This window comes from Sinomonas sp. ASV486 (assembly GCF_030908215.1).
In the GTDB taxonomy this organism is placed as follows: domain Bacteria; phylum Actinomycetota; class Actinomycetes; order Actinomycetales; family Micrococcaceae; genus Sinomonas; species Sinomonas puerhi.
Genome location: NZ_JAVFJK010000007.1, coordinates 195,027 through 214,039 on the forward strand (window position 1 = coordinate 195,027; position 19,013 = coordinate 214,039).

Genomic DNA, 19,013 nt, shown 5'->3' on the forward strand with positions numbered 1-19,013 from the left:
CAATGAAGACGCTGGCCATCGTTGGCTCATCCCTCGCTGGGCTTGCCGCCGCCCGTGCCGCCCGCGCGCAGGGATTCGACGGCCGACTCGTTCTCGTGGGTGACGAGCCCCACCGCCCCTACGATCGGCCGCCCCTGAGCAAGGACTTCCTGAGCGGGAAGATCGGCGCCGAGGCACTGCGCCTCGAGGACGAGGGCGAGGACCTCGCTGCCGAATGGATGCTCGGCGTGCGGGCCGCTGCCCTCGACGCCGGGGGACGCGCCGTCGTCCTCGACGGCGGACGGCGGCTGGAGGCAGACGGCGTCGTCCTCGCCACCGGATCGACAGCGCGCACGCTTCCGCAGTTCGCCGGCTGCGAGAACGTCCACACCCTGCGGACGCTCGACGACGCGCGGCTGCTCCGCGAGGAGCTCCGCCCGGGCGCGCGGCTGCTCGTGGTCGGCGCGGGACTCATCGGCGCGGAGGTGGCTTCCACGGCGCGAGCCGCCGGAGCGGACGTCGTCATCCTCGCGGGAGCGGGCATCCCGCTGGTCCGAAGCGTCGGTGCGCAGATGGGCGGTGTCCTCGCCGGCCTCCACGCGGCGCACGGCGTCGAGCTCGTCCAGGGTGCGGCCATCGCGGGTGTCCGGACCGACGGCACACGACTCGTCGCCGTCGAGCTGACGGACGGGCGGGTGATCGAGCCCGACGCCGTGCTGGTCGCCGTCGGCGGGGAGGCGGCGACGGGCTGGCTTGCGGGCTCCGGCGTGCAGGTGGCCGACGGCGTCGTCTGCGATGACCACGGCCGCACGAGCCTGCCGGGCGTCGTCGCCGTAGGCGACTGCGCGGCGTGGCACGACCCCCATCTGGGCCGGCCGCATCGGCTCGGCCACTGGAACGCCGCCGTCGCCCAGCCAGCCCGCGCAGTCAGGGCCCTTCTGGGGGCCACGGATCCTGAGCCGGCCAAGGCGCTCCCGTACTTCTGGTCAGACCAGTACGGCATCCGCATCCAGTTCAGCGGACATGCCGAGTTGGCCGACCGGATCGAGATTGAGGCCGGAACCGCGCAGGACCATAGCTTCCTCGCCGCCTACTACCGGGGGGATGCCCCCGTCGGCCTCCTCAGCAGCGGTCAGCCGAGGCTCTTCGCCAAACGGCGCCGCGACGTCGAACGCTCACAGCACCTCCGCGCCGCAGAGACGCTCGCTGCGCTCGCTGGCTAGCCCCAAGACTTCCCCACCCTTTCCGACATTCAACCAACCACCCACACAGGAGTAGACATGACGACTGCACCCGAGAAGATCGAGGCACCCAAGGGCGGAGTGAAGATCTCCGAGAGCCTCATCGCCACCCTCCCCGGGTCCGCTTACGTCGACGAGGCCGTCTTCCGGGCCGAGCAGGAGCGGATCTTCGAGCAGATGTGGTTCTGCGCGGTGCGCTCGGCCGACCTCGAAGGGCCCGGCACGTTCAAGACGGTCCAGATCGGGCGCGAGAGCGTGATCGTGAGCCGCAACCGCAAGGGCGAGATCCGGGCGTTCTTCAACATCTGCCGCCACCGCGGAGTGAAGCTCTGCATGGAGGACTCGGGCAAGGCCGAGCGCTCGTTCCAGTGCGCCTACCACGCCTGGACCTACGACCTCGACGGCAAGCTCATCGCGGCGCCGAACCTCACGAAGATGCCGGACATCGACCGTCAGGAGTACGGTCTGGTCAAGGTCCACATCCGCGAGTACCTCGGGTACGTGTGGCTGTGCCTGGCCGAGGAGCCTCCCTCGTTCGAGGACGAGGTCATGGGCGCGATCGAGACGCGCCTCGGCGACGTGCACCGGATCGACGGCTACGACGTGGCGAACCTGAGTCTGGGCCGCCGCATCACGTATGACGTGAAGGCCAACTGGAAGCTCATCATCGAGAACTTCATGGAGTGCTACCACTGCGCCACCATCCACCCCGAGCTGACCGAGGTGCTCCCGGAATTCGCCGACGGCCTGGCAGCGCAGTACTTCGTGGGCCACGGCGCCGAGTTCGGCGACGAGGTCAAGGGCTTCACCATCGACGGCTCCGAGGGCCTGGACGTGATCCCCGGTGTCGCCGAGGACCAGGACCGCCGCTACTACGCGATCACCATCAAGCCGACCGTGTTCATCAACCTCGTCCCGGATCACGTCATCATCCACCGCATGTTCCCCATGGCCGCGGACCGCACCATTGTGGAGTGCGACTGGCTCTACCTCCCCCACGTGGTCGAGAGCGGCAAGGACCTCGACGCCTCGGTGGAGCTGTTCAACCGCGTGAACCTGCAGGACTTCGACGCGTGCGAGCGCACCCAGCCCGGCATGGCCTCGCGCATCTACGCCAACGGCGGCGTGCTCGTCCCGAGCGAGCACCACATCGGCGAGTTCCACGATTGGGTGGCGTCCATGGTCGGTGACGTCATCCCGACCAACTGACGCCGCCACGAGAACTACCGAGACCGACCGAGTGAAGGAGTTGCGCCATGAGTGATGGAATGACGCGCATCTGCCCCCTGTCCCAGCTCGTCCGCGGGGACGCGATGCGCCTGGAGACGCGGCCCCCGATCGCCCTCTTCCACACGGAGGAGGGGGAACTGTTCGCGATCGACGACACCTGCACGCATCAGGACGCATCGCTGGCCGACGGGTACGTGGAGGGCTGTGAGGTCGAATGCCCCCTGCACGCCTCCAAGTTCAACCTGCGCACGGGGACCGTGGATGCCCCGCCGGCGAAGCTGCCGGTCCGCGTCCACGCGGTCGAGGTGCGCGATGGGGACATCTACCTGAAGGAGTCCGACGAGATTCCGAACCTTCCGCCGGGGATCACAGTTGACGGCCACGTCTGAGGAGTGATGACAATGAGAGGCAGTCAGACAGAACAGGACATCTCCGTGACGAATGTGCCGGGGGCAGGAGCGTGGCAAGGCCGGATCACGTTCCGGAAGCGCCGGCTCCGGTTCGGCGACGTCAACGTCGTCGACCGCGCCATGCTGCGGCGGGCGGTCGGCGGAGCCGTCGTGGGCAACACCATGGAGTGGTACGACGTCGGTGTGTTCGGCTACCTCATCACCACGATGGGACCGGTCTTCCTGCCCGAGGCAGACAAAACGGTCCAGACCCTCTTCCTGCTCGGGACGTTCGCCGCGACGTTCGTGGCGCGCCCCTTCGGCGGCGTCTTCTTCGGGTGGCTGGGCGACAGGATCGGCAGGCAGAGGGTCCTCGCGGCGACGCTCATCATGATGTCCGCGGCGACCTTCGCCCTGGGCCTCCTGCCGGGGTATGCCCAGATCGGCGTGGGGGCTGCCGTCCTCCTCGTGGTGGTCAAGCTCCTCCAGGGGTTCTCGACCGGCGGCGAATACGCGGGCGCCACGACCTTCGTGAGCGAGTACGCGGCCGACCGCAGGAGGGGCTACTTCGCGAGCTTCCTGGACATGGGCTCCTACCTCGGCTTCGCCGCCGGTGCGGCCCTCGTCTCGGTCCTCCAGCTCGTGCTCGGCCAGGCGGCGATGGGAGAGTTCGGCTGGCGGATCCCCTTCCTCGTGGCGGGACCGCTCGGGGCGATCGCCATCTACTTCCGGCTCAGGATTGAGGAGAGTCCCACCTTCCAGGCCGCCCTGGACACGCAGGAGCGTGCGGTCAACGAGCGTGCCGCGGCAGACGCTACGGCCCGGAGGGGCCCGTTCGCGGTGGTCCGCGCCTACTGGCGTCCGATCCTCGTGTCCATGGTCGTCGTCGCCGCAGCCAACACCGTGGGCTATGCCCTGACCTCCTACATGCCCACGTACCTGACGGAGTCGAAGGGCTACGACGAGGTCCACGGGACCCTCCTGACCATCCCGGTGCTGCTCGTCATGAGCCTGTGCATCCCCCTGGCCGGGCGGCTGTCGGACAAGATCGGCCGTAGGCCCGTCCTGTGGATCGGCGCCCTCAGCACGGTTATCCTCGCGATCCCCGCGTTCCTCCTCGTGGGCCTCGGCACGGTGCCGGCGACGCTCGCTGGCCTGGCCTTGGTCGCGTTCCCGGTGACGTTCTACGTGCCGATTCTCGCGTCCACTCTGCCCGCCCAGTTCCCGACCTCCTGCCGGTACTTCAGCATGGGGATCGCCTACAACTTCTCCGTGGCGATCTTCGGGGGGACAACGCCCGTCATCGTCGACGGACTCATCCAGGGCACAGGCAACGACATGATGCCCGCGTACTACCTCATGGGCACGTCCATCGTGGGTGCGCTCGCGGTCTTCTTCCTGCGGGAGCCCGCGGGGCGGCCGCTGCCGGGTTCGATGCCGAGCGTTGACACGCCCGCGGAGGCGCGCGCCGTCGTCGAACATCAGGAGGAGGATCCGCGGATCGATCTGGAGCAGATGCCGCTCAGCCGGGTGCCTGTCGCGGTGGCGCACGACGGCGCGGCGGTGCAACTCCCGCTCGACGACCCGTACGCCCTCGCGGCGGCCGAGGGCGAGGGGATTGACCTGGAGGCCACGGCCCTCGAGGCCCGGTCCTGCGGTGAGCAGCCGGTCGCAACGGGGCTGCGCCCAGTGGCCTGAGACCCGGCCGCTCGGTCCGTCCACTTGGTCCGGCCGCTCAGGAGCGATCCTGGGCGGCCGGACCTCCCATGAGCTCGGTGATCTCCGCGCCAGCGGCGACGATTGCCTTGATCAACCCGGGGTCCTTCTCGGGATCGAAGCGGAACGCCGGGCCCGAGATGCTCACCGAGCCGATCACGTCCCCGGTATGGCCGAACACGGGCGCGGCGATTGCGTTGAGGCCGTCTTCGAGTTCCCCGCGGGTCGCGGCGTAGCCCAACCGCACAATCTCCGGGAGTTCGGCCTCGAGCCGGTCCCTCGTGAGCGTGTGCGAGGTGAGCGGCTCGGGCGGCGCCTCGCGCAGCGCCTGGTCCCGTTGGGCTGGCGGCATGTAGGCGAGGAAGACCTTCCCGCTCGAGGTCGCGTGCAGAGGCGTGAGGTTCCCAATCCAGTCGAAGCTCGCGACGTTCGCCGCGCCCATCGCCTGGTCGACGTTCACGGCGAAGGACGACCGGAGCACCGCGAGATTGACGGTCTCGCCGAACTGCTGCGCGAGGTCTTCGAGGACCGGCCGCGCGGTGTGGACGAGGCTGAGGCGCCGCGGGATCGAGCTCGCGATGCGCAGCAGCCCGACTCCGAGCTGGTATCTGCCCCGCCGCGAGCTCTGCTGCACGAAGCCGTGGGTCTCGAGGGCGGCGAGAATGCGTGACGCCGTCGACTTGTGCACGCCCATGCGCTCGGCCATGTCGCCGACGGCCGCGCTGCCCTCTTCTGCGAGGACCTCGAGCGCCTGCACAACGCGCTCGACCGAATGAACACCGTTGGCTGAACGTCCCCCGTCGGGATCCTCCGGATCCGATGACTTGCTCATGGGCCGATTGTGCCAGAGAACACCGGCACCCTCGGGAGGCAAGGAAGGAACGATGCCCCGCTCGCCAGGCAAGCTGCGTGCCGAAGTCACCCCAGGTGGACGCCAAGTCACCCCGTGCGGGCGCGAAGTCACCCCCGGGGAACGCGAAGTCACCCCCAGCAGGCGCGAGGTCACCCCCGGTAGGCGCGAGGTCACCCCCGGTAGGCGCGAGGTCACCCCGTGGGAACGCGAGGTCACCCCGTGTGGGCTTGAGATCACCCCTCCGGGAGTTTGAAGATCAGGTAACAGCGTGCTGCTGTGTCAACGCACGACGACGGCCGGTGCCTTCCGCAGGGAAAGCACCGGCCGTCGTCGTCACCCACGAGGTTCTATCTGGATCGCATGTCTCGTCCGTACGGGGTGACCTCAGGGTCGTGCGGGGTGACTTCGCGCCCACACGGGGTGACTTCGCGCCCACACGGGGTGACTTCGGCCTGTCAGCGGCCGCGCGCGATCCATTCCTGCAGGTGCGGTGCCTCGGCGCCGACGGTCGTCGAGTCTCCGTGGCCCGTGTTGACCTCAGTGTCCCCGGGGAGCGTGAGCAGCCGGGTCCGGATGGACTCGATGATCGTGGGGAAATCCGAGTAGGACCGTCCGGTCGCCCCGGGACCACCCTGGAACAGGGTGTCCCCGGTGAACACGGTCCCCAGGCTCTCGGCCCGGAAGCACACGGACCCGGGGGAGTGGCCCGGCGTGTGTATGGCCACCAGCTCCGAGCCCGCGACCGAGAAGACCTCCCCGTCCGCGATCTCCGCGTCCGGCGAGGTGCCCGGATACACCGCATCCCACAGCATGAGGTCGGCCGGGTGGAGGAGCACCGCTGCGCCCACCTTGTCCGCGAACTCTCGGGCGTGGCGGATGTGGTCGTCATGGCCGTGGGTGAGGAGCACCGCGGTCACGGTGCGGCCGCCGACTGCGTCGGCGACAGCGCCGGCGTCGTGCGCGGGGTCGATCACGATCGCCTCCGCGTCGTCGCCCACGATCCAGACGTTGTTGTCCACGTCCCACGTGCCCCCGTCGAGGGAGAACGTGCCGGACGTGACGACGCGCTCGATCCTGGTCCTGCCTTCCGCGCCCATCAGATCTCCACCACGGAGCGCAGGACGGTGCCAGAGTGCATCTTCTCGAAGGCCGCCTCGACGTCGCCGAGGCCGATGCGCTCGGTCACGAACGCGTCCAGCGGGAGGCGTCCGAGCTTGAACTGCTCGACGAGCATGGGGAAGTCGCGGCTCGGGAGGCAGTCGCCGTACCACGAGGACTTGAGCGAGCCGCCGCGGCCGAACACATCCAGGAGCGGCAGCTCGAGCGTCATCTCGGGCGTCGGAACGCCCACGAGGACCACACGGCCGGCCAGGTCGCGCGCGTAGAAGGCCTGCTTGTACGTCTCGGGGCGGCCGACGGCGTCGATCACCACGTCCGCCCCGAAGCCGCCCGTGAGGTCGCGGATCGCCTCGACAGGGTCCGTCTCACGCGAGACGACGCCGTGAGTCGCGCCGAGGCTCTTGGCGAGCTCCACCTTGGCGGGGTCGAGGTCCACGGCGATGATCGTCGTCGCCCCCGCGAGCTTCGCGCCCGCGATCGCCGCGATGCCCACGCCGCCGCAGCCGATCACGGCCACGGACTCCCCGCGCTTGACCTCGCCGGTGTTGATGGCGGCGCCGATGCCGGCCATGATCCCGCAGCCAAGCAGGCCGACGGCGGCGGGGTCAACGTCGTCGTCGATCTTGGTGCACTGTCCGGCCGCGACGAGGGTCTTCTCGGCGAACGAGCCGATGCCGAGCGCCGCGGTCAGCGGGGTGCCGTCGGCGAGGGTCATCTTCTGGGTCGCGTTGTGCGTGGCGAAGCAGTACTGCGGCTGGCCCTTTGCGCAGGCCCGGCATTGCCCGCACACCGCGCGCCAGTTCAGAATCACACGGTCTCCGGGCTTGAGGTCCGTCACGTCCGGGCCGACCGAGCTGACCACCGCGGTGGACTCGTGGCCGAGGAGGTAGGGGTAGTCGTTGCCGATCCCGCCGAGCTTGTAGTGCAGGTCCGTGTGGCAGACGCCGCACGTGAGGACGTCAACCAGCGCCTCGCCTGGGCCGGGGTCCGGGACCAGGATCGTCTCGACGGTCGCCGGCGCGTTCTTCTCGCGCACGACGACGGCCCTCACCTCGTGCATGTTCGTTCCGCGGGGTGCGTTGGTCATGGAAGTCCTCCTGTGGTGTTCAAACGTGGGCCGTGCCCATCATGACCAGCGCCGCTCTCGCGTGTCCACGTGGCCCGCGGCATGAGACGCCGGCACCCCGACATGGTCGTATGGCCGGCCCTAGGACCGGTCAGCGCTGGTATAGATCTGATATATCACCACAGCCTACGGGTGGAAGTGCGGGCGGTCAATGGGCATCGCCTGCATCACGTTTCGATCTCGTGAAATTCTTCCGGGCGCCCAGAAAGGTGCTTGACAGCCGTCTGTGACGTGACTCACTGTTGTGCATGCCGAATCACGTTGCAGCTTGTGCAATTCACCGCGGTGTCTCGGACTCTGGGGGAAGGTCCGAGGCTCACTCTCTAAGGAGCAGCACGCATTCATGACAGCCAAGCACTTCGACTACATCATCGTCGGCGGCGGCAGCGCCGGCTCTGTCCTGGCCGACCGGTTGAGCGCGGGAGGGGACCGCACGGTGCTCGTCCTCGAGGCCGGCCGAAGCGACTACCCGTGGGACCTGTTCATCCAGATGCCCGCCGCACTCACGTTCCCGAGCGGGAACCCGCTCTATGACTGGCGCTATGAGTCTGATCCCGAGCCGTTCATGCGGGGTCGGCGGGTGGCGCATGCGCGCGGCAAGGTCCTGGGAGGCTCGAGCTCGATCAACGGCATGATCTTCCAGCGGGGCAACCCTCTGGACTACGAGCGATGGGGCGCAGACTCCGGCATGGAGTCATGGGACTTCGCCCACTGCCTGCCCTACTTCAAGCGCATGGAGAACTGCCTCGCGGCCGCTCCCGAGGATCCATACCGAGGCCACGACGGTCCCCTCATCCTCGAGCGCGGCCCCGCCACGAACCCGCTGTTCCAGGCCTTCTTCGATGCGGCCGTGGAGGCTGGCTACCCGCGTACCGACGACGTCAACGGCTTCAGGCAGGAGGGATTCGGCCCGTTCGACCGCAACGTGCACAAGGGCGAGCGCTACTCGGCGTCGCGCGGCTATCTCCGCCCGGCCCGCACGCGGCCCAACGTGACGGTCCAGACCCTCTCGTTCGTCACCGGGATCGAGTTCCGGGGAACGCGCGCGAGCGGCGTCACCTACCGCCGGGGCGGGCAGAACCACACGGCGAGCGGTGGCGAGGTCATCCTGTGCGGGGGCGCCTTCAACACGCCACAGCTGCTCCAACTCGCGGGCATCGGCGAACCGGAGCACCTCCGCTCCGTCGGTGTCACGCCCCGGGTCGGGCTTCCGGGCGTCGGGGAGAACCTCCAGGACCACCTCGAGGTCTACATCCAGCACGCATGCCTCGCTCCCGTGTCGCAACAGCCATCCCTCGACCTGTGGCGCATGCCCTTCATCGGCCTCGAGTGGCTCCTCGGCCGGAAGGGCCCCGCAGCCACGAACCACTTCGAGGGAGGCGGGTTCGCGCGGTCGAACAGCGACGTGGCCTACCCGAACCTCATGTACCACTTCCTTCCCGTGGCGGTGCGGTACGACGGCAAGAAGGCCGACGTCGAGCACGGCTACCAGGTCCATGTCGGCCCCATGTACTCCGACGCCCGGGGGCGGCTGAGAATACGCTCGGCCGATGCCTCGGGGCGCCCATCGATCCTCTTCAACTACCTCTCGACCGAGCAGGACCGGCGCGAGTGGATCGAGGCGATCCGCGTCTCCCGCGAGATCCTCCGGCAGCCGGCCATGGCGCCGTTCAACGGCGGCGAGATCTCGCCCGGGCTTGCCGTCAGCACGGACGAGGAGATCCTCGACTGGGTCGCCCGGGACGCGGAGACCGCACTCCATCCGTCCTGCACGGCGAAGATGGGCCCGGACTCGGACCCCATGGCCGTCGTCGACCCGCTCACCATGAAGGTCCACGGCACGGAGGGGTTGCGCGTCGTGGACGCGTCGGCCATGCCCTACGTGACGAACGGCAACATCTTCGCACCGGTCATGATGCTCGCCGAGAAGGCCGCAGACCTCATCCTCGGCCGGGCACTCCCGCCCGAATCCGAACCCTACTACCGACACGCCGTGAGCCAAACCGAGGAGGCAGCATGAGCGCCAGTGTCCTAGAACCCAGTACCGCCCGTCACGCGGCCGCCAGCGGCCCTTCCGAACCAGCCCTCAAGGTCGAGGGCCTCTGGAAGATCTTCGGGGCGAAGGCGGACAAGATCATCGGCACGCCCGACGAGCACCTCACGCGCAAGGAGCTCCAGTCCAAGACCGGGTGCCTCGCGGCCGTCAAGGACGTCTCCTTCGAGGTCGCCCCCGGCGAGGTCTTCGTCGTCATGGGCCTCTCTGGATCGGGCAAGTCGACGCTCGTGCGCCTGCTGACACGGCTCATCGAGCCGACGGCGGGTCGCGTCACGATCGACGGCGAGGACGTCACCTGCGCGAGCAAGGCGAAGCTGCGCGAGATGCGCCGCAGCCACATGGCCATGGTCTTCCAGCAGTTCGGCCTCCTCCCACACCGCAAGGTCATCGACAACATCGCCTACGGCCTCGAGGTTCGGGGCGAAGGCAAGGCCAAACGCCTCGCCCGCGCCCAGGAGATGGTCGATCTCGTCGGCCTGTCCGGCTATGAGAACTCGTTCCCCGACCAGCTCTCCGGCGGCATGCAGCAGCGGGTCGGCCTGGCCCGGGCCCTCGCGGTCGACCCCCAGGTCCTGCTGTTCGACGAGCCCTTCTCCGCGCTCGACCCTCTTATCCGGCGGGACATGCAGAACGAGGTGTGCCGCCTTCACGAGGAGGTCGGGAAGACGATGGTCTTCATCACCCACGACCTCCAGGAAGCGCTCAAGCTGGGCGACCGCATCCTCATCATGCGTGACGGCGAGGTCGTCCAGATCGGCACCCCAGCCGAGGTTGTGGCGAACCCGGCCGACGACTATGTGCGCGATTTCGTCTCTGACGTCCCGCGCTCGCACGTGCTCACGCTCCGCTACGTGGTCCGGGCGCCCCGCGCGGGGGAGTCCCTCGACGGGCCGGCCATGCGCGCGGACTGCGTGGTGCGCGACGCAGCGCGCCAGGTCCTGGAGTCGTCGCTCCCGGTCCGCGTCTACGAGGGCGAGCGATTCCTCGGCGTGGTCGACGACGAGGACATCCTCCGCGTCGTCGTCGCCGAAGAGGCGTCCCCCGCAGTGGGCAACGGTGGTGCGGCATGAGCACGATGGCCACCGACTGCGACCGGGTGGACACCGCCGCGATCCCTCCCGGGGGCGCGAGGGAACGGGCGTCGGAACCCGCGACCCGCCCGCCGACAGGCGGCCCGCGCGCCTTCACCCGCCGACACTGGCGCTCGCTCGTGGGCGCCGCCGTCGTCGCGGCGTGGCTCGTGCTGTGGGCGCTCCTGAGGGGAACGCAGACCCTCGAACTCGGAGGGGCCGAGAAGACCGACGTCCACGTCTGGTTCAACGGCCTGCGGGACGGCTTCGACGCGGCCCGGGCGAACTCGGCGTTCTTCGAGTACGTCGTCCAGCCGATCACGAATGGCCTCAACGGGACCGTCGCGTTCCTCCAGCATCTGGCCAGCCAGCCCTCGGTGGGGCGTCCGGTTCCGGAGGTCGGCTGGCTGGGCGTCGTCGTGCTCCTCGCCTGGCTCACCTTCACCTTCGCCGGTGTGCGGCTGATGCTCCTGGTCGCCGCGTGCGTGCTCCTGTTCGGCTTCTTCGGCTACTGGCAGCAGAGCATCGACACGCTCATCGTGACGTTCGTGGCCGTCCTCGTCTGCGTGCTCCTGGGGCTCCCGCTGGGCATTCTTACCGCGCGGAACGCCAGGGTCGCGGCCGTGGTCACCCCGGTGCTGGACCTCATGCAGACCCTCCCGTCGTTCGCGTACCTCGCGCCCCTGGCCCTCGTTTTCGGCATCGGCCCGGCCGCGGCCATCGTCACGACGGTCATCTACTCGCTCCCGCCGCTCGTGCGCATCACCGAGCACGGCATCCGCAACGTCTCGCCCGTCACGCTCGAAGCCGTGGCCTCGATGGGCGGCACCGCCTGGCAGACACTGGCCAAGGTGGAGCTGCCCATGGCCCGGCGCACGATCGTCGTGGGCGTCAACCAGTGCACCATGGCCGCGCTCTCCATGGCGACCATCGCCACGCTCATCAACGGGCCCGGCCTCGGCGGCCCTGTGCTCCAGGCGCTCCAGTCCCTCGACGTCGGCTCGGCCTTCGTCTCGGGCCTCGCGATCGTGCTCATGGCCATCATGCTGGACCGCACGACGACGGCCGCCTCCGAACGCTCGGGGATCGAGGCCCGCGTCCAGCGCGGCACGGGCCCGGCGGGCCTGCGCGGCGCACGGGGGCGACGGGCCGCCGTCGTCATCGGTGCGGTGCTCACCGCGGTCGCCGTCTACCTCTCCCGCACCTACCTCGCGCTGGCGAAGTTCCCGCCGTCCCCCGACCTCGGCACGCCGCTCGCCAAGGCGGTTTCGGCCGCCACGGCATGGGCTGTGGGGACGCTCTCCGGCTTCACGGGCTGGCTCAAGGACGCTGTGACCGCCGTGCTCGTCAACCCGCTCGAGTCGCTCCTGGCGCAGTCGCCCTGGTGGGTCATGGCGCTCGTGCTCCTGGGCGTCGCGCTCGCGCTCGGCCGCTGGCGCACCGCTCTGGTCACGCTCGCGTGCGAGGCCGTGATCCTGGGCACGGGCCTCTGGAACGAGAGCATGAAGACGCTCGCCACGACCCTCGTCGCCACCCTCCTCGTTGTCGTCGCGGCGGTGGCCGTCGGAGTCTTGATGGGCAGGAGCAGGCTCGTCGACTCGATCGTCCGACCGGTGCTGGACGCGTTCCAGACCATCCCGCCGTTCGTGTACCTCGTCCCGGCGCTTGCCCTCTTCGGCCCCACCAGGTTCACCGCGATCGCCGCCGCCCTCGCCTACGGCGTGCCGATCGCCACCAAGCTCGTTGCCGACGGCATCCGGGGCGTCTCCCCGGTCGCCGTCGAGGCCTCCGAATCGATGGGGACCACGACGTGGCAGATGGTGTCCAAGGTCCAGTTGCCCATGGCGCGCGCCGCCGTCGTCCTCGCCGCCAATCAGGGCCTCCTGTACGTGCTCGCGATGGTCGTCGTCGGCGGCCTCGTCGGAGGCGGGGGACTCGGATATCTCGTGGTCTCCGGCTTCTCGCAGGGCCAGCTCTTCGGCAAGGGCCTCGCCGCCGGCATCGCCATCACCGCCCTCGGAATCATGCTCGACCGCATCGCCCAGCACGCCGCTGCCCGCTTCGGCAGCGCCTGATCAAGGAAGATCCCATGAATAGAACAGCGAAGACAAAGGCGCTCGGCGCCCTGGCCCTCACCGCCGTCCTCGGCCTGACCGCGTGCGGCGGGGACATCTCCTCCGCGTCCCCCGCCTCCGGGAGCGCAGCGAACTGCGGCACGTTCAACCTCGCCGTCAACCCCTGGGTCGGCTACGAGGCGGACGCCTATGTGGTCGGAACCCTGGCCAAGGAGAAGCTCGGCTGCACCGTCAACTACAAGACCCTCAAGGAAGAGGTCGCGTGGCAGGGCTTCGGCAGCGGCGAGGTGGACGCCGTCATCGAGAACTGGGGTCACCCTGACCTCACCGAGAAGTACATCACCCAGCAGAAGACCGCCGTGGACGCCGGCCTCACCGGGAACACCGGAGTGATCGGCTGGTTCGTGCCGCCATGGATGGCCAAGCAGTACCCCGACATCACGGACTCGAAGAACCTGAACAAGTACGCGGACCTCTTCAAGACCTCCGAGTCCGGCGGGCAGGGCCAGCTCCTCGACGGCGACCCCTCCTTCGTCACGAACGACGAGGCCCTCGTGAAGAACCTCGGCCTGAACTTCAAGGTCGTGTACGCCGGCAGCGAGCCCGCCCTCATCCAGGCCTTCCGCCAGGCCGAGCAGAACCACACGCCGCTCATCGGCTACTTCTACGACCCCCAGTGGTTCATGGCCGAGGTCCCACTCGTGAAGGTCAACCTCCCCGCCTACACCGACGGATGTGACGCCGACGCAGCCAAGGTCGCCTGCGACTACCCGAAGTACGACCTGAACAAGATCGCCTCCACCAAGTTCGCCAACTCCGGCAGCCCCGCCTACCAGCTCGTGAAGAAGTTCAGCTGGACCAACCAGGACCAGAACACCGTGGCCGGCTACATCGCCCGCGACGGCATGACCCCTGAGGCCGCCGCCAAGAAGTGGATCGACGCCAACCCCGACAAGGCCGCCGCATGGCTCAAGTAGCCACCCTCGCCCCCGACACCACGACAACCACCATCAGGGGCCTCTATATCGGCGGCGCGTGGCACGAGGCGCACGACGGCGGCACAGCCGCCGTGCGGTGCCCGGCGGACGGGCGCGAGGTGGCGGTCGTCGTCTCGGCCACCGCCGCCGACTCGGAGCGGGCCATCGCCAGCGCCCGGGCCGCGTTTGACGGCGGCCCGTGGCGGCGCATGACCGACATCGAGCGCGGCGACGTGATGCTCCGCGTCGCGGACCTGCTCGAGCGGGACAAGGCGGCATATGCCCGCGCCGAGGCGCTCGACACGGGCAAGCGACTCGTCGAGGCAGAGTACGACATGGACGACATCGCAGCGTGCTTCCGCTACTACGGGAAGATCGCCGGGCTCGACGCGGGCCGGGTCGTCGACACGGGGCGCGCTGGCGCCATCAGCCGTGTCGTGTACGAGCCGGTCGGCGTCTGCGCCCTCATCGCTCCGTGGAACTACCCGCTCCTGCAGGCCGCCTGGAAGGTCGCCCCGGCGCTCGTGGCCGGCAACTCGTTCGTGCTCAAGCCCAGCGAGCTCACGCCGTCGACCTCGATCCTGCTCATGGAGACCCTCGCCGAGGCCGGCGTCCCTGCGGGCGTGGCCAACCTCGTGACGGGCAGGGGCTCGGTGGTGGGCGGCCCGCTGAGCTCGGACCCGCGCGTCGATCTCGTCTCCCTCACGGGGAGCCTCGCCACGGGACAGACGATCATGGCCGCCGCGGCCGAGACCGTCAAGCGCGTAGCCTTCGAGCTCGGCGGGAAGAACCCCAACGTCGTCTTCGCGGACGCGGACTGGGACGCCGCCGTCGACAATGCGCTGACGGCAGTCTTCCTGCACTCGGGCCAGGTCTGCTCGGCGGGCGCCCGGCTCGTCGTGGAGGCAACGATCGCGGAGCGCTTCGTCGCCGAGGTGGTCGCGAAGGCCCAGCGGATCCGGCTCGGCGGGCCCTTCGACCCGGAGGCCGAGACGGGTCCGCTCATCTCGGCCGGGCACCGAGAGAAGGTCCACACGTACGTCCAGGCCGGCATCGCCGAGGGGGCGGAGCTCCTTTGCGGGGGCTACATCCCCGACGAGCCACGCCTCGCGGATGGCTACTTCTACCCGCCCACCGTGCTCGGCGGCTGCCGCTCGGGCATGAGCGTGGTCAGGGAGGAGTCATTCGGGCCCGTGCTCACCGTCGAGACGTTCCGGGACGAGGCTGAGGCGATCGCGATCGCCAACGACACCGAGTACGGACTCGCTGGTGCCGTCTGGACCTCGGACGCGTCGAGGGCCCAGCGCGTGGCCGGAGCACTGCGGCACGGGACGGTGTGGATAAACGACTACCACCCGTACGTCCCGCAGGCCGAGTGGGGCGGCTTCGGCAAGTCCGGCGTCGGCCGTGAGCTGGGCCGCGCGGGGCTCGACGAGTACCGCGAGGCGAAGCACATCTGGCAGAACGTCAGCCCATCGCCGAGCGGGTGGTTCGGCGGCACCCACGCCTGAGGACGATGCTCAGGTGCGGGTGCCCGACCGGGCCTCCGCGGCAACCGCGATCGCCTCAGCGCGCGAGCTGACGCCGAGCTTCCTGAAGAGGTTCCTCAGGTGGAACTTGACGGTGTTCTCGCTGACGTTGAGCTCGGCGGCGATCGCACGGTTCCGCAGACCGCCCGAGAGCAACCCCAGCACCTGCTCCTCGCGTTCGCCCAGCCCCCATTCCGCGCCCTCGCGGGATGGGGGCATCGGCGCGTCGAGGGGCAGTCTCACGAACACATCCGCTCCCCAGCTGGCCATGACCTCGATACGCAGCTCCCCGTCGAGCGCCTGCACGCGCTGCTCGATGCGACGCATCCCGTCCTCGCCGAGCGAGAGGCGCCCCTCGCCGTCGTCCCGGATGTCGATGAGGAGGTTAGTCCCGTCGCAGCCCCACTGCACCCGGATCCGGCGAACATCGTCCTGCTCGACCATGGCCAGCACCAGCGAGCGGACGATAGCCCGGGCGGCGTGGGCCACCTCGCCCGGGAGCGCGCGTCCGTCGGCGGGCGGCTCGACGAACTGGACCGCGATCCCGCTGAACCGCTGGAGGGGGCGCAGATCGCTCTGGAGGCGTTCGAAGGCCTTGGCGACCGGTTCCTCGAGCAGGGCCGCGGTCCGGTCCGCCGACGACCGGAGCCGGACCAGAGCCCCCGCGGCGAGGTCGGCGGCGGCCTGCCGCGCCGCTGCGTCCGACTGATGCGGCGAGCGCAGCGCGGCGAGCATCGTCTCGAGTGTGGTCGAGTGCTGGTCCGTCAGCTCGGCCGTGAGGCGCGCCCTCTCGGCGGATGCCGCGCGGGACTCGCGCAGGTACGACGGCGCCGCTTCCGCCACCTTGTCGCGGATGCGCACCGCGGCGAGGTGCCACAGGCGCACGACGACGTCTATCGCCTCCGCTGCTGATCGCCCGCCCGCGGGGGACGGCTCGGTGAGCACCAGGAGCGCGTTCGTCGAGGATCGGACGGCCAGGACGGGGCGCACCCGGCCGGCGATCTCCTCCTCGGACCAGCGCGGCGCGAGATCCGGGAGGGACGAGCGGACGGCGTCGAGCTCGTCGAGGGTGACGCGGCTGATGATGTGCTCCGCTCCGGCCTTCTTCTGCGGCCGGCCTGTGCAGTCCTCGGTGAAAACAATGAGCGCCGAGCACGCGACATACGGGGCGATGGCCTTTCGCAGCCTCTCCGCGATGGCCAGCAGCGGCGCATCCGCCAGCTCGGCGGCAGAGTCGAGGAGGGACAGCGCATCAGGGGCGGGGGTCATCGGCCCAGTCTAGGGATGACCTGCCCGAATGGGTAGGCATTGCCGCCCGAGCAGGCGGTGGCTCACCCGTTCAGGTGGTCCGATGCTGGATGTAGAGCCCACCGGGGGCTCGCTTAGTACAGCAGAGGAGTGTCCATGAGCGTGGAGACGATGACGACGCCGCGTCCGGTCACGGCCGACGGCGTCCATCACAGCCTCGGACTGATCCACGGCGAGGTCTTCGCCACTGCGAGCGCGCTGCACCGGGGGGAGCTGGCCGAGGTGTCCCGCCTGATCCGCGAGGCGCCCCGGGCCTTCCTCGCGGGCTCGGGCCGCACGGGGCTCGTCCTGCGCATGGCCGCGATGCGCCTCATGCACCTCGGCCTCGACGTGCACGTCGCCGGGGACACCACGACGCCGGCGATCCGGCCGGGCGATCTGCTCATCGCCGCCTCCGGGTCCGGCACGACCGCTGGCGTTGTCAAGGCGGCGAGCACCGCTGCGGCCGTCGGGGCGCGCATCGCCGTCTACACGACGGACCGCCACTCTCCCCTCGCGACCCGCGCCGACGCCGTCGTGATCATCCCGGCGGCGCGGAAGACCGATCACGGCGGTACCGCCTCGCGCCAGTACTCGGGGAGCCTGTTCGAGCAGGTGCTGCTCGTGGCCACCGAGGCCGTGTTCCAGAGCCTCTGGGACGCAGACGGGACCCCGGCGGCGGAGCTCTGGCTCCGGCACGCCAACATCGAGTAGCCCAACCTCCCGATCCTCGCACCACCTCAACCCACAGAAGGAAACACACACTATGAAGCTTCAGGTCGCCATGGACGTCCTCACCGTCGACGAGGCCCTCACCCTGGCCGCGCAGGTCGCGGAGCACGTCGACATCATCGAGCTCGGCACCCCCCTCGTGAAGAACGCCGGGCTCTCGGCAGTCACCGCTATCAAGGAGGCGCACCCCGGCAAGGTGGTCTTCGCCGACCTCAAGACGATGGACGCGGGGGAGCTCGAGGCGGAGCTCGCCTTCAAGGCCGGCGCCGATCTGGTGTCCGTCCTGGGCAGCGCTGACGATTCGACGATCGCGGGTGCGGTCAAGGCCGCGCGCGCCCACAACAAGGGCGTGGTCGTGGACCTCATCGGCGTCCAGGACAAGGTCACCCGGGCCCAGGAGGCGCGCCAGCTCGGCGCGAAGTACGTCGAGTTCCACGCGGGCCTCGACGAGCAGGCCAAGCCGGGCTACGACTTGAGCGTTCTCCTGACCGCCGGCGAACTGGCCCGCGTGCCGTTCTCCGTGGCCGGCGGCGTCAACGCCTCCACGATCGCGGCCGTGCAGCGCTCGGGCGCCGACGTTGCGGTGGCCGGTGGCTCCATCTACGGCGCCGCTGACCCGGCGGCAGCCGCGCGGGAGCTCAGGGCAGCCATTATCTGAGACAGGCTGGGCGGAGGCGTCAAGACGCCCTGTCGCTGAGAGGAACGCTTGAAGGCGTCCCCTCCGCGACAGGGCGTCCGTCGTGCGTTGTACGTGATGGCCGATGCCGTGGCCTTCTCGATTCAGAAGCCCGTGCTCGGCGTCACCGAGATTGCGCAGAAGATCGGGCTTCACAAGAGCACCGTCTCGCGCATCCTCACAGGCCTCGCGGACGCGGGGTACGTACAGCGTGACGAGGCCACCGGACGGTACCGGCTGGGCCTCGGCCTCCTCGCCCTGTCGGGCCCACTCCTGGCTGACTCGACGTGCGGCGTGCCGCCCTGCCGTATCTCGAGGAGCTCACGGAGAAGACAGGGGAGACCAGCGCGCTGGCCGTTTGGAACGGGGAGGAGGCGATCGTCGTCGAACAGGTCCCGAGCCCCCACCAGGTCAAGCACACGGCGTCCATCGGCACGCGGTACACCAAGTTCGCTTCGTCGTCGGTGCGGGTCTTCCTCGCGGGGCTGCCTGCTGAGACTGCCCGCGAGCTGCTCGCGTCGGGCGCTGTGGTCATGCCGGGGGCGCGCGACGGCGGCCCCTCGGCCGCCGATGCGAAGCTCGCCTCGGTGGAGCTCTCCTCGGTGGCGGCCGAGGGCATTGCGGTCAACGACGGGGCAACGACCCCCCGAGGAGTTCGGCGTATCGGCCCCGGTGTGGGACTACCGAGGGCGCATGGTGGGCTGTGTGACGGCGTCGGCCCCCGGATCGCGGGCCCAGGGTGAGGTCGCCAAGCAGCTGGCCGTCGCCGTCGTCGAGAGTGCTGCCCGCGTGTCCGCCCGTCTCGGATACGGAGCCAAGCGCGCCGAAGCCTGACGTCCCGGGATCACTCATCTGTGGGCGCGGGGTCGGGTCACCAGGCGCGGGGGTCGGGTTGCGCGAGGTCCTGGTGATCTGAGCACTCAGGGCGAGTGGGCGGCCCTGAGGGAACGCCCCAACC

16 protein-coding genes and 1 pseudogene are annotated in these 19,013 nt (G+C 69.6%); 13 read left to right on the forward strand and 4 right to left on the reverse strand.

Features of this window, described 5'->3' with window-relative positions:
- The first annotated feature begins 2 nt into the window (after positions 1-2).
- From RBS60_RS12070 to RBS60_RS12085, 4 genes are read left to right on the forward strand one after another with little or no spacing between them, the layout of a single operon-like run.
- A complete protein-coding gene (locus tag RBS60_RS12070; RefSeq protein WP_307957803.1) occupies positions 3-1,202 on the forward strand; it encodes an FAD-dependent oxidoreductase in 1,200 nt (399 codons plus the stop codon).
- 57 nt (positions 1,203-1,259) lie between these two features.
- Positions 1,260-2,429 (forward strand): aromatic ring-hydroxylating dioxygenase subunit alpha, encoded by a 1,170-nt coding sequence (locus RBS60_RS12075; protein WP_307957804.1) that lies wholly within the window; start codon positions 1,260-1,262, stop codon positions 2,427-2,429.
- A gap of 59 nt (positions 2,430-2,488) precedes the next feature.
- Entirely contained in the window at positions 2,489-2,839 is a 351-nt protein-coding gene (locus tag RBS60_RS12080) for a bifunctional 3-phenylpropionate/cinnamic acid dioxygenase ferredoxin subunit (RefSeq protein WP_307957849.1), read from the forward strand.
- Positions 2,840-2,851: 12 nt separating this feature from the next.
- Entirely contained in the window at positions 2,852-4,537 is a 1,686-nt protein-coding gene (locus RBS60_RS12085) for an MFS transporter (protein ID WP_307957805.1), read from the forward strand.
- Positions 4,538-4,574: 37 nt separating this feature from the next.
- On the opposite strand, the gene RBS60_RS12090 is transcribed toward RBS60_RS12085, so the two are convergent.
- The 3 genes from RBS60_RS12090 to RBS60_RS12100 form a co-directional block, all read right to left on the reverse strand.
- A complete protein-coding gene (locus RBS60_RS12090) occupies positions 4,575-5,387 on the reverse strand; it encodes an IclR family transcriptional regulator (protein ID WP_307957806.1) in 813 nt (270 codons plus the stop codon).
- A gap of 476 nt (positions 5,388-5,863) precedes the next feature.
- Complete coding sequence (locus RBS60_RS12095) at positions 5,864-6,505, reverse strand: MBL fold metallo-hydrolase (protein ID WP_307957807.1); 642 nt, start codon at positions 6,503-6,505, stop codon at positions 5,864-5,866.
- Positions 6,505-7,614 (reverse strand): S-(hydroxymethyl)mycothiol dehydrogenase, encoded by a 1,110-nt coding sequence (locus RBS60_RS12100; RefSeq protein WP_307957808.1) that lies wholly within the window; start codon positions 7,612-7,614, stop codon positions 6,505-6,507. Before RBS60_RS12100 ends, RBS60_RS12095 begins: the two co-directional genes overlap by 1 nt.
- 382 nt (positions 7,615-7,996) lie before the next feature.
- On the opposite strand from RBS60_RS12100, the gene betA reads away from it, so the two are divergent.
- From betA to RBS60_RS12125, 5 genes are read left to right on the forward strand one after another with little or no spacing between them, the layout of a single operon-like run.
- On the forward strand, positions 7,997-9,673 hold the full coding sequence (gene betA, locus RBS60_RS12105) for a choline dehydrogenase (protein ID WP_307957809.1): 1,677 nt from the start codon (positions 7,997-7,999) through the stop codon (positions 9,671-9,673).
- Complete coding sequence (locus tag RBS60_RS12110; protein WP_307957810.1) at positions 9,670-10,779, forward strand: glycine betaine/L-proline ABC transporter ATP-binding protein; 1,110 nt, start codon at positions 9,670-9,672, stop codon at positions 10,777-10,779. The genes betA and RBS60_RS12110 overlap by 4 nt, the downstream gene beginning before the upstream one ends.
- On the forward strand, positions 10,776-12,854 hold the full coding sequence (locus tag RBS60_RS12115; RefSeq protein ID WP_307957811.1) for an ABC transporter permease subunit: 2,079 nt from the start codon (positions 10,776-10,778) through the stop codon (positions 12,852-12,854). The genes RBS60_RS12110 and RBS60_RS12115 overlap by 4 nt, the downstream gene beginning before the upstream one ends.
- A 14-nt stretch (positions 12,855-12,868) precedes the next feature.
- A complete protein-coding gene (locus RBS60_RS12120) occupies positions 12,869-13,831 on the forward strand; it encodes an ABC transporter substrate-binding protein (RefSeq protein WP_307957812.1) in 963 nt (320 codons plus the stop codon).
- On the forward strand, positions 13,819-15,342 hold the full coding sequence (locus RBS60_RS12125) for an aldehyde dehydrogenase family protein (protein WP_307957813.1): 1,524 nt from the start codon (positions 13,819-13,821) through the stop codon (positions 15,340-15,342). Before RBS60_RS12120 ends, RBS60_RS12125 begins: the two co-directional genes overlap by 13 nt.
- Before the next feature lie 9 nt (positions 15,343-15,351).
- Here RBS60_RS12125 and RBS60_RS12130 read toward each other — a convergent pair whose 3' ends face one another.
- Positions 15,352-16,629, reverse strand: coding sequence for a LuxR C-terminal-related transcriptional regulator (locus RBS60_RS12130; protein ID WP_307957814.1), 1,278 nt, complete (start codon positions 16,627-16,629; stop codon positions 15,352-15,354).
- 135 nt (positions 16,630-16,764) lie between these two features.
- Between RBS60_RS12130 and hxlB the strand changes: the two genes are divergently transcribed.
- The 4 genes and pseudogenes from hxlB (at position 16,765) to RBS60_RS12150 (ending at position 18,798) form a co-directional block, all read left to right on the forward strand.
- Positions 16,765-17,361, forward strand: coding sequence for a 6-phospho-3-hexuloisomerase (gene hxlB / locus RBS60_RS12135; RefSeq protein ID WP_374049271.1), 597 nt, complete (start codon positions 16,765-16,767; stop codon positions 17,359-17,361).
- A 52-nt stretch (positions 17,362-17,413) separates the two neighbouring features.
- Entirely contained in the window at positions 17,414-18,037 is a 624-nt protein-coding gene (gene hxlA / locus RBS60_RS12140) for a 3-hexulose-6-phosphate synthase (RefSeq protein ID WP_307957816.1), read from the forward strand.
- Between the two features lie 96 nt (positions 18,038-18,133).
- A pseudogene (locus tag RBS60_RS12145) lies at positions 18,134-18,274 on the forward strand (helix-turn-helix domain-containing protein); the annotation flags it as partial.
- Positions 18,275-18,342: 68 nt separating this feature from the next.
- Positions 18,343-18,798: a hypothetical protein gene (locus RBS60_RS12150; RefSeq protein WP_307957853.1), complete on the forward strand. Its 456-nt coding sequence runs from the start codon at positions 18,343-18,345 to the stop codon at positions 18,796-18,798.
- Positions 18,799-19,013: the final 215 nt, after the last annotated feature.

Bases quoted from the DNA above. Each gene is read 5' to 3' on its own strand.
- RBS60_RS12070 (WP_307957803.1), top strand. From the start codon at position 3: ATGAAGACGCTGGCCATCGTTGGCTCATCCCTCGCTGGGCTTGCCGCC.
- RBS60_RS12075 (WP_307957804.1), top strand. From the start codon at position 1,260: ATGACGACTGCACCCGAGAAGATCGAGGCACCCAAGGGCGGAGTGAAG.
- RBS60_RS12080 (WP_307957849.1), top strand. From the start codon at position 2,489: ATGACGCGCATCTGCCCCCTGTCCCAGCTCGTCCGCGGGGACGCGATG.
- RBS60_RS12085 (WP_307957805.1), top strand. From the start codon at position 2,852: ATGAGAGGCAGTCAGACAGAACAGGACATCTCCGTGACGAATGTGCCG.
- RBS60_RS12090 (WP_307957806.1), bottom strand. From the start codon at position 5,387: ATGAGCAAGTCATCGGATCCGGAGGATCCCGACGGGGGACGTTCAGCC.
- RBS60_RS12095 (WP_307957807.1), bottom strand. From the start codon at position 6,505: ATGGGCGCGGAAGGCAGGACCAGGATCGAGCGCGTCGTCACGTCCGGC.
- RBS60_RS12100 (WP_307957808.1), bottom strand. From the start codon at position 7,614: ATGACCAACGCACCCCGCGGAACGAACATGCACGAGGTGAGGGCCGTC.
- betA (WP_307957809.1), top strand. From the start codon at position 7,997: ATGACAGCCAAGCACTTCGACTACATCATCGTCGGCGGCGGCAGCGCC.
- RBS60_RS12110 (WP_307957810.1), top strand. From the start codon at position 9,670: ATGAGCGCCAGTGTCCTAGAACCCAGTACCGCCCGTCACGCGGCCGCC.
- RBS60_RS12115 (WP_307957811.1), top strand. From the start codon at position 10,776: ATGAGCACGATGGCCACCGACTGCGACCGGGTGGACACCGCCGCGATC.
- RBS60_RS12120 (WP_307957812.1), top strand. From the start codon at position 12,869: ATGAATAGAACAGCGAAGACAAAGGCGCTCGGCGCCCTGGCCCTCACC.
- RBS60_RS12125 (WP_307957813.1), top strand. From the start codon at position 13,819: ATGGCTCAAGTAGCCACCCTCGCCCCCGACACCACGACAACCACCATC.
- RBS60_RS12130 (WP_307957814.1), bottom strand. From the start codon at position 16,629: ATGACCCCCGCCCCTGATGCGCTGTCCCTCCTCGACTCTGCCGCCGAG.
- hxlB (WP_374049271.1), top strand. From the start codon at position 16,765: ATGAGCGTGGAGACGATGACGACGCCGCGTCCGGTCACGGCCGACGGC.
- hxlA (WP_307957816.1), top strand. From the start codon at position 17,414: ATGAAGCTTCAGGTCGCCATGGACGTCCTCACCGTCGACGAGGCCCTC.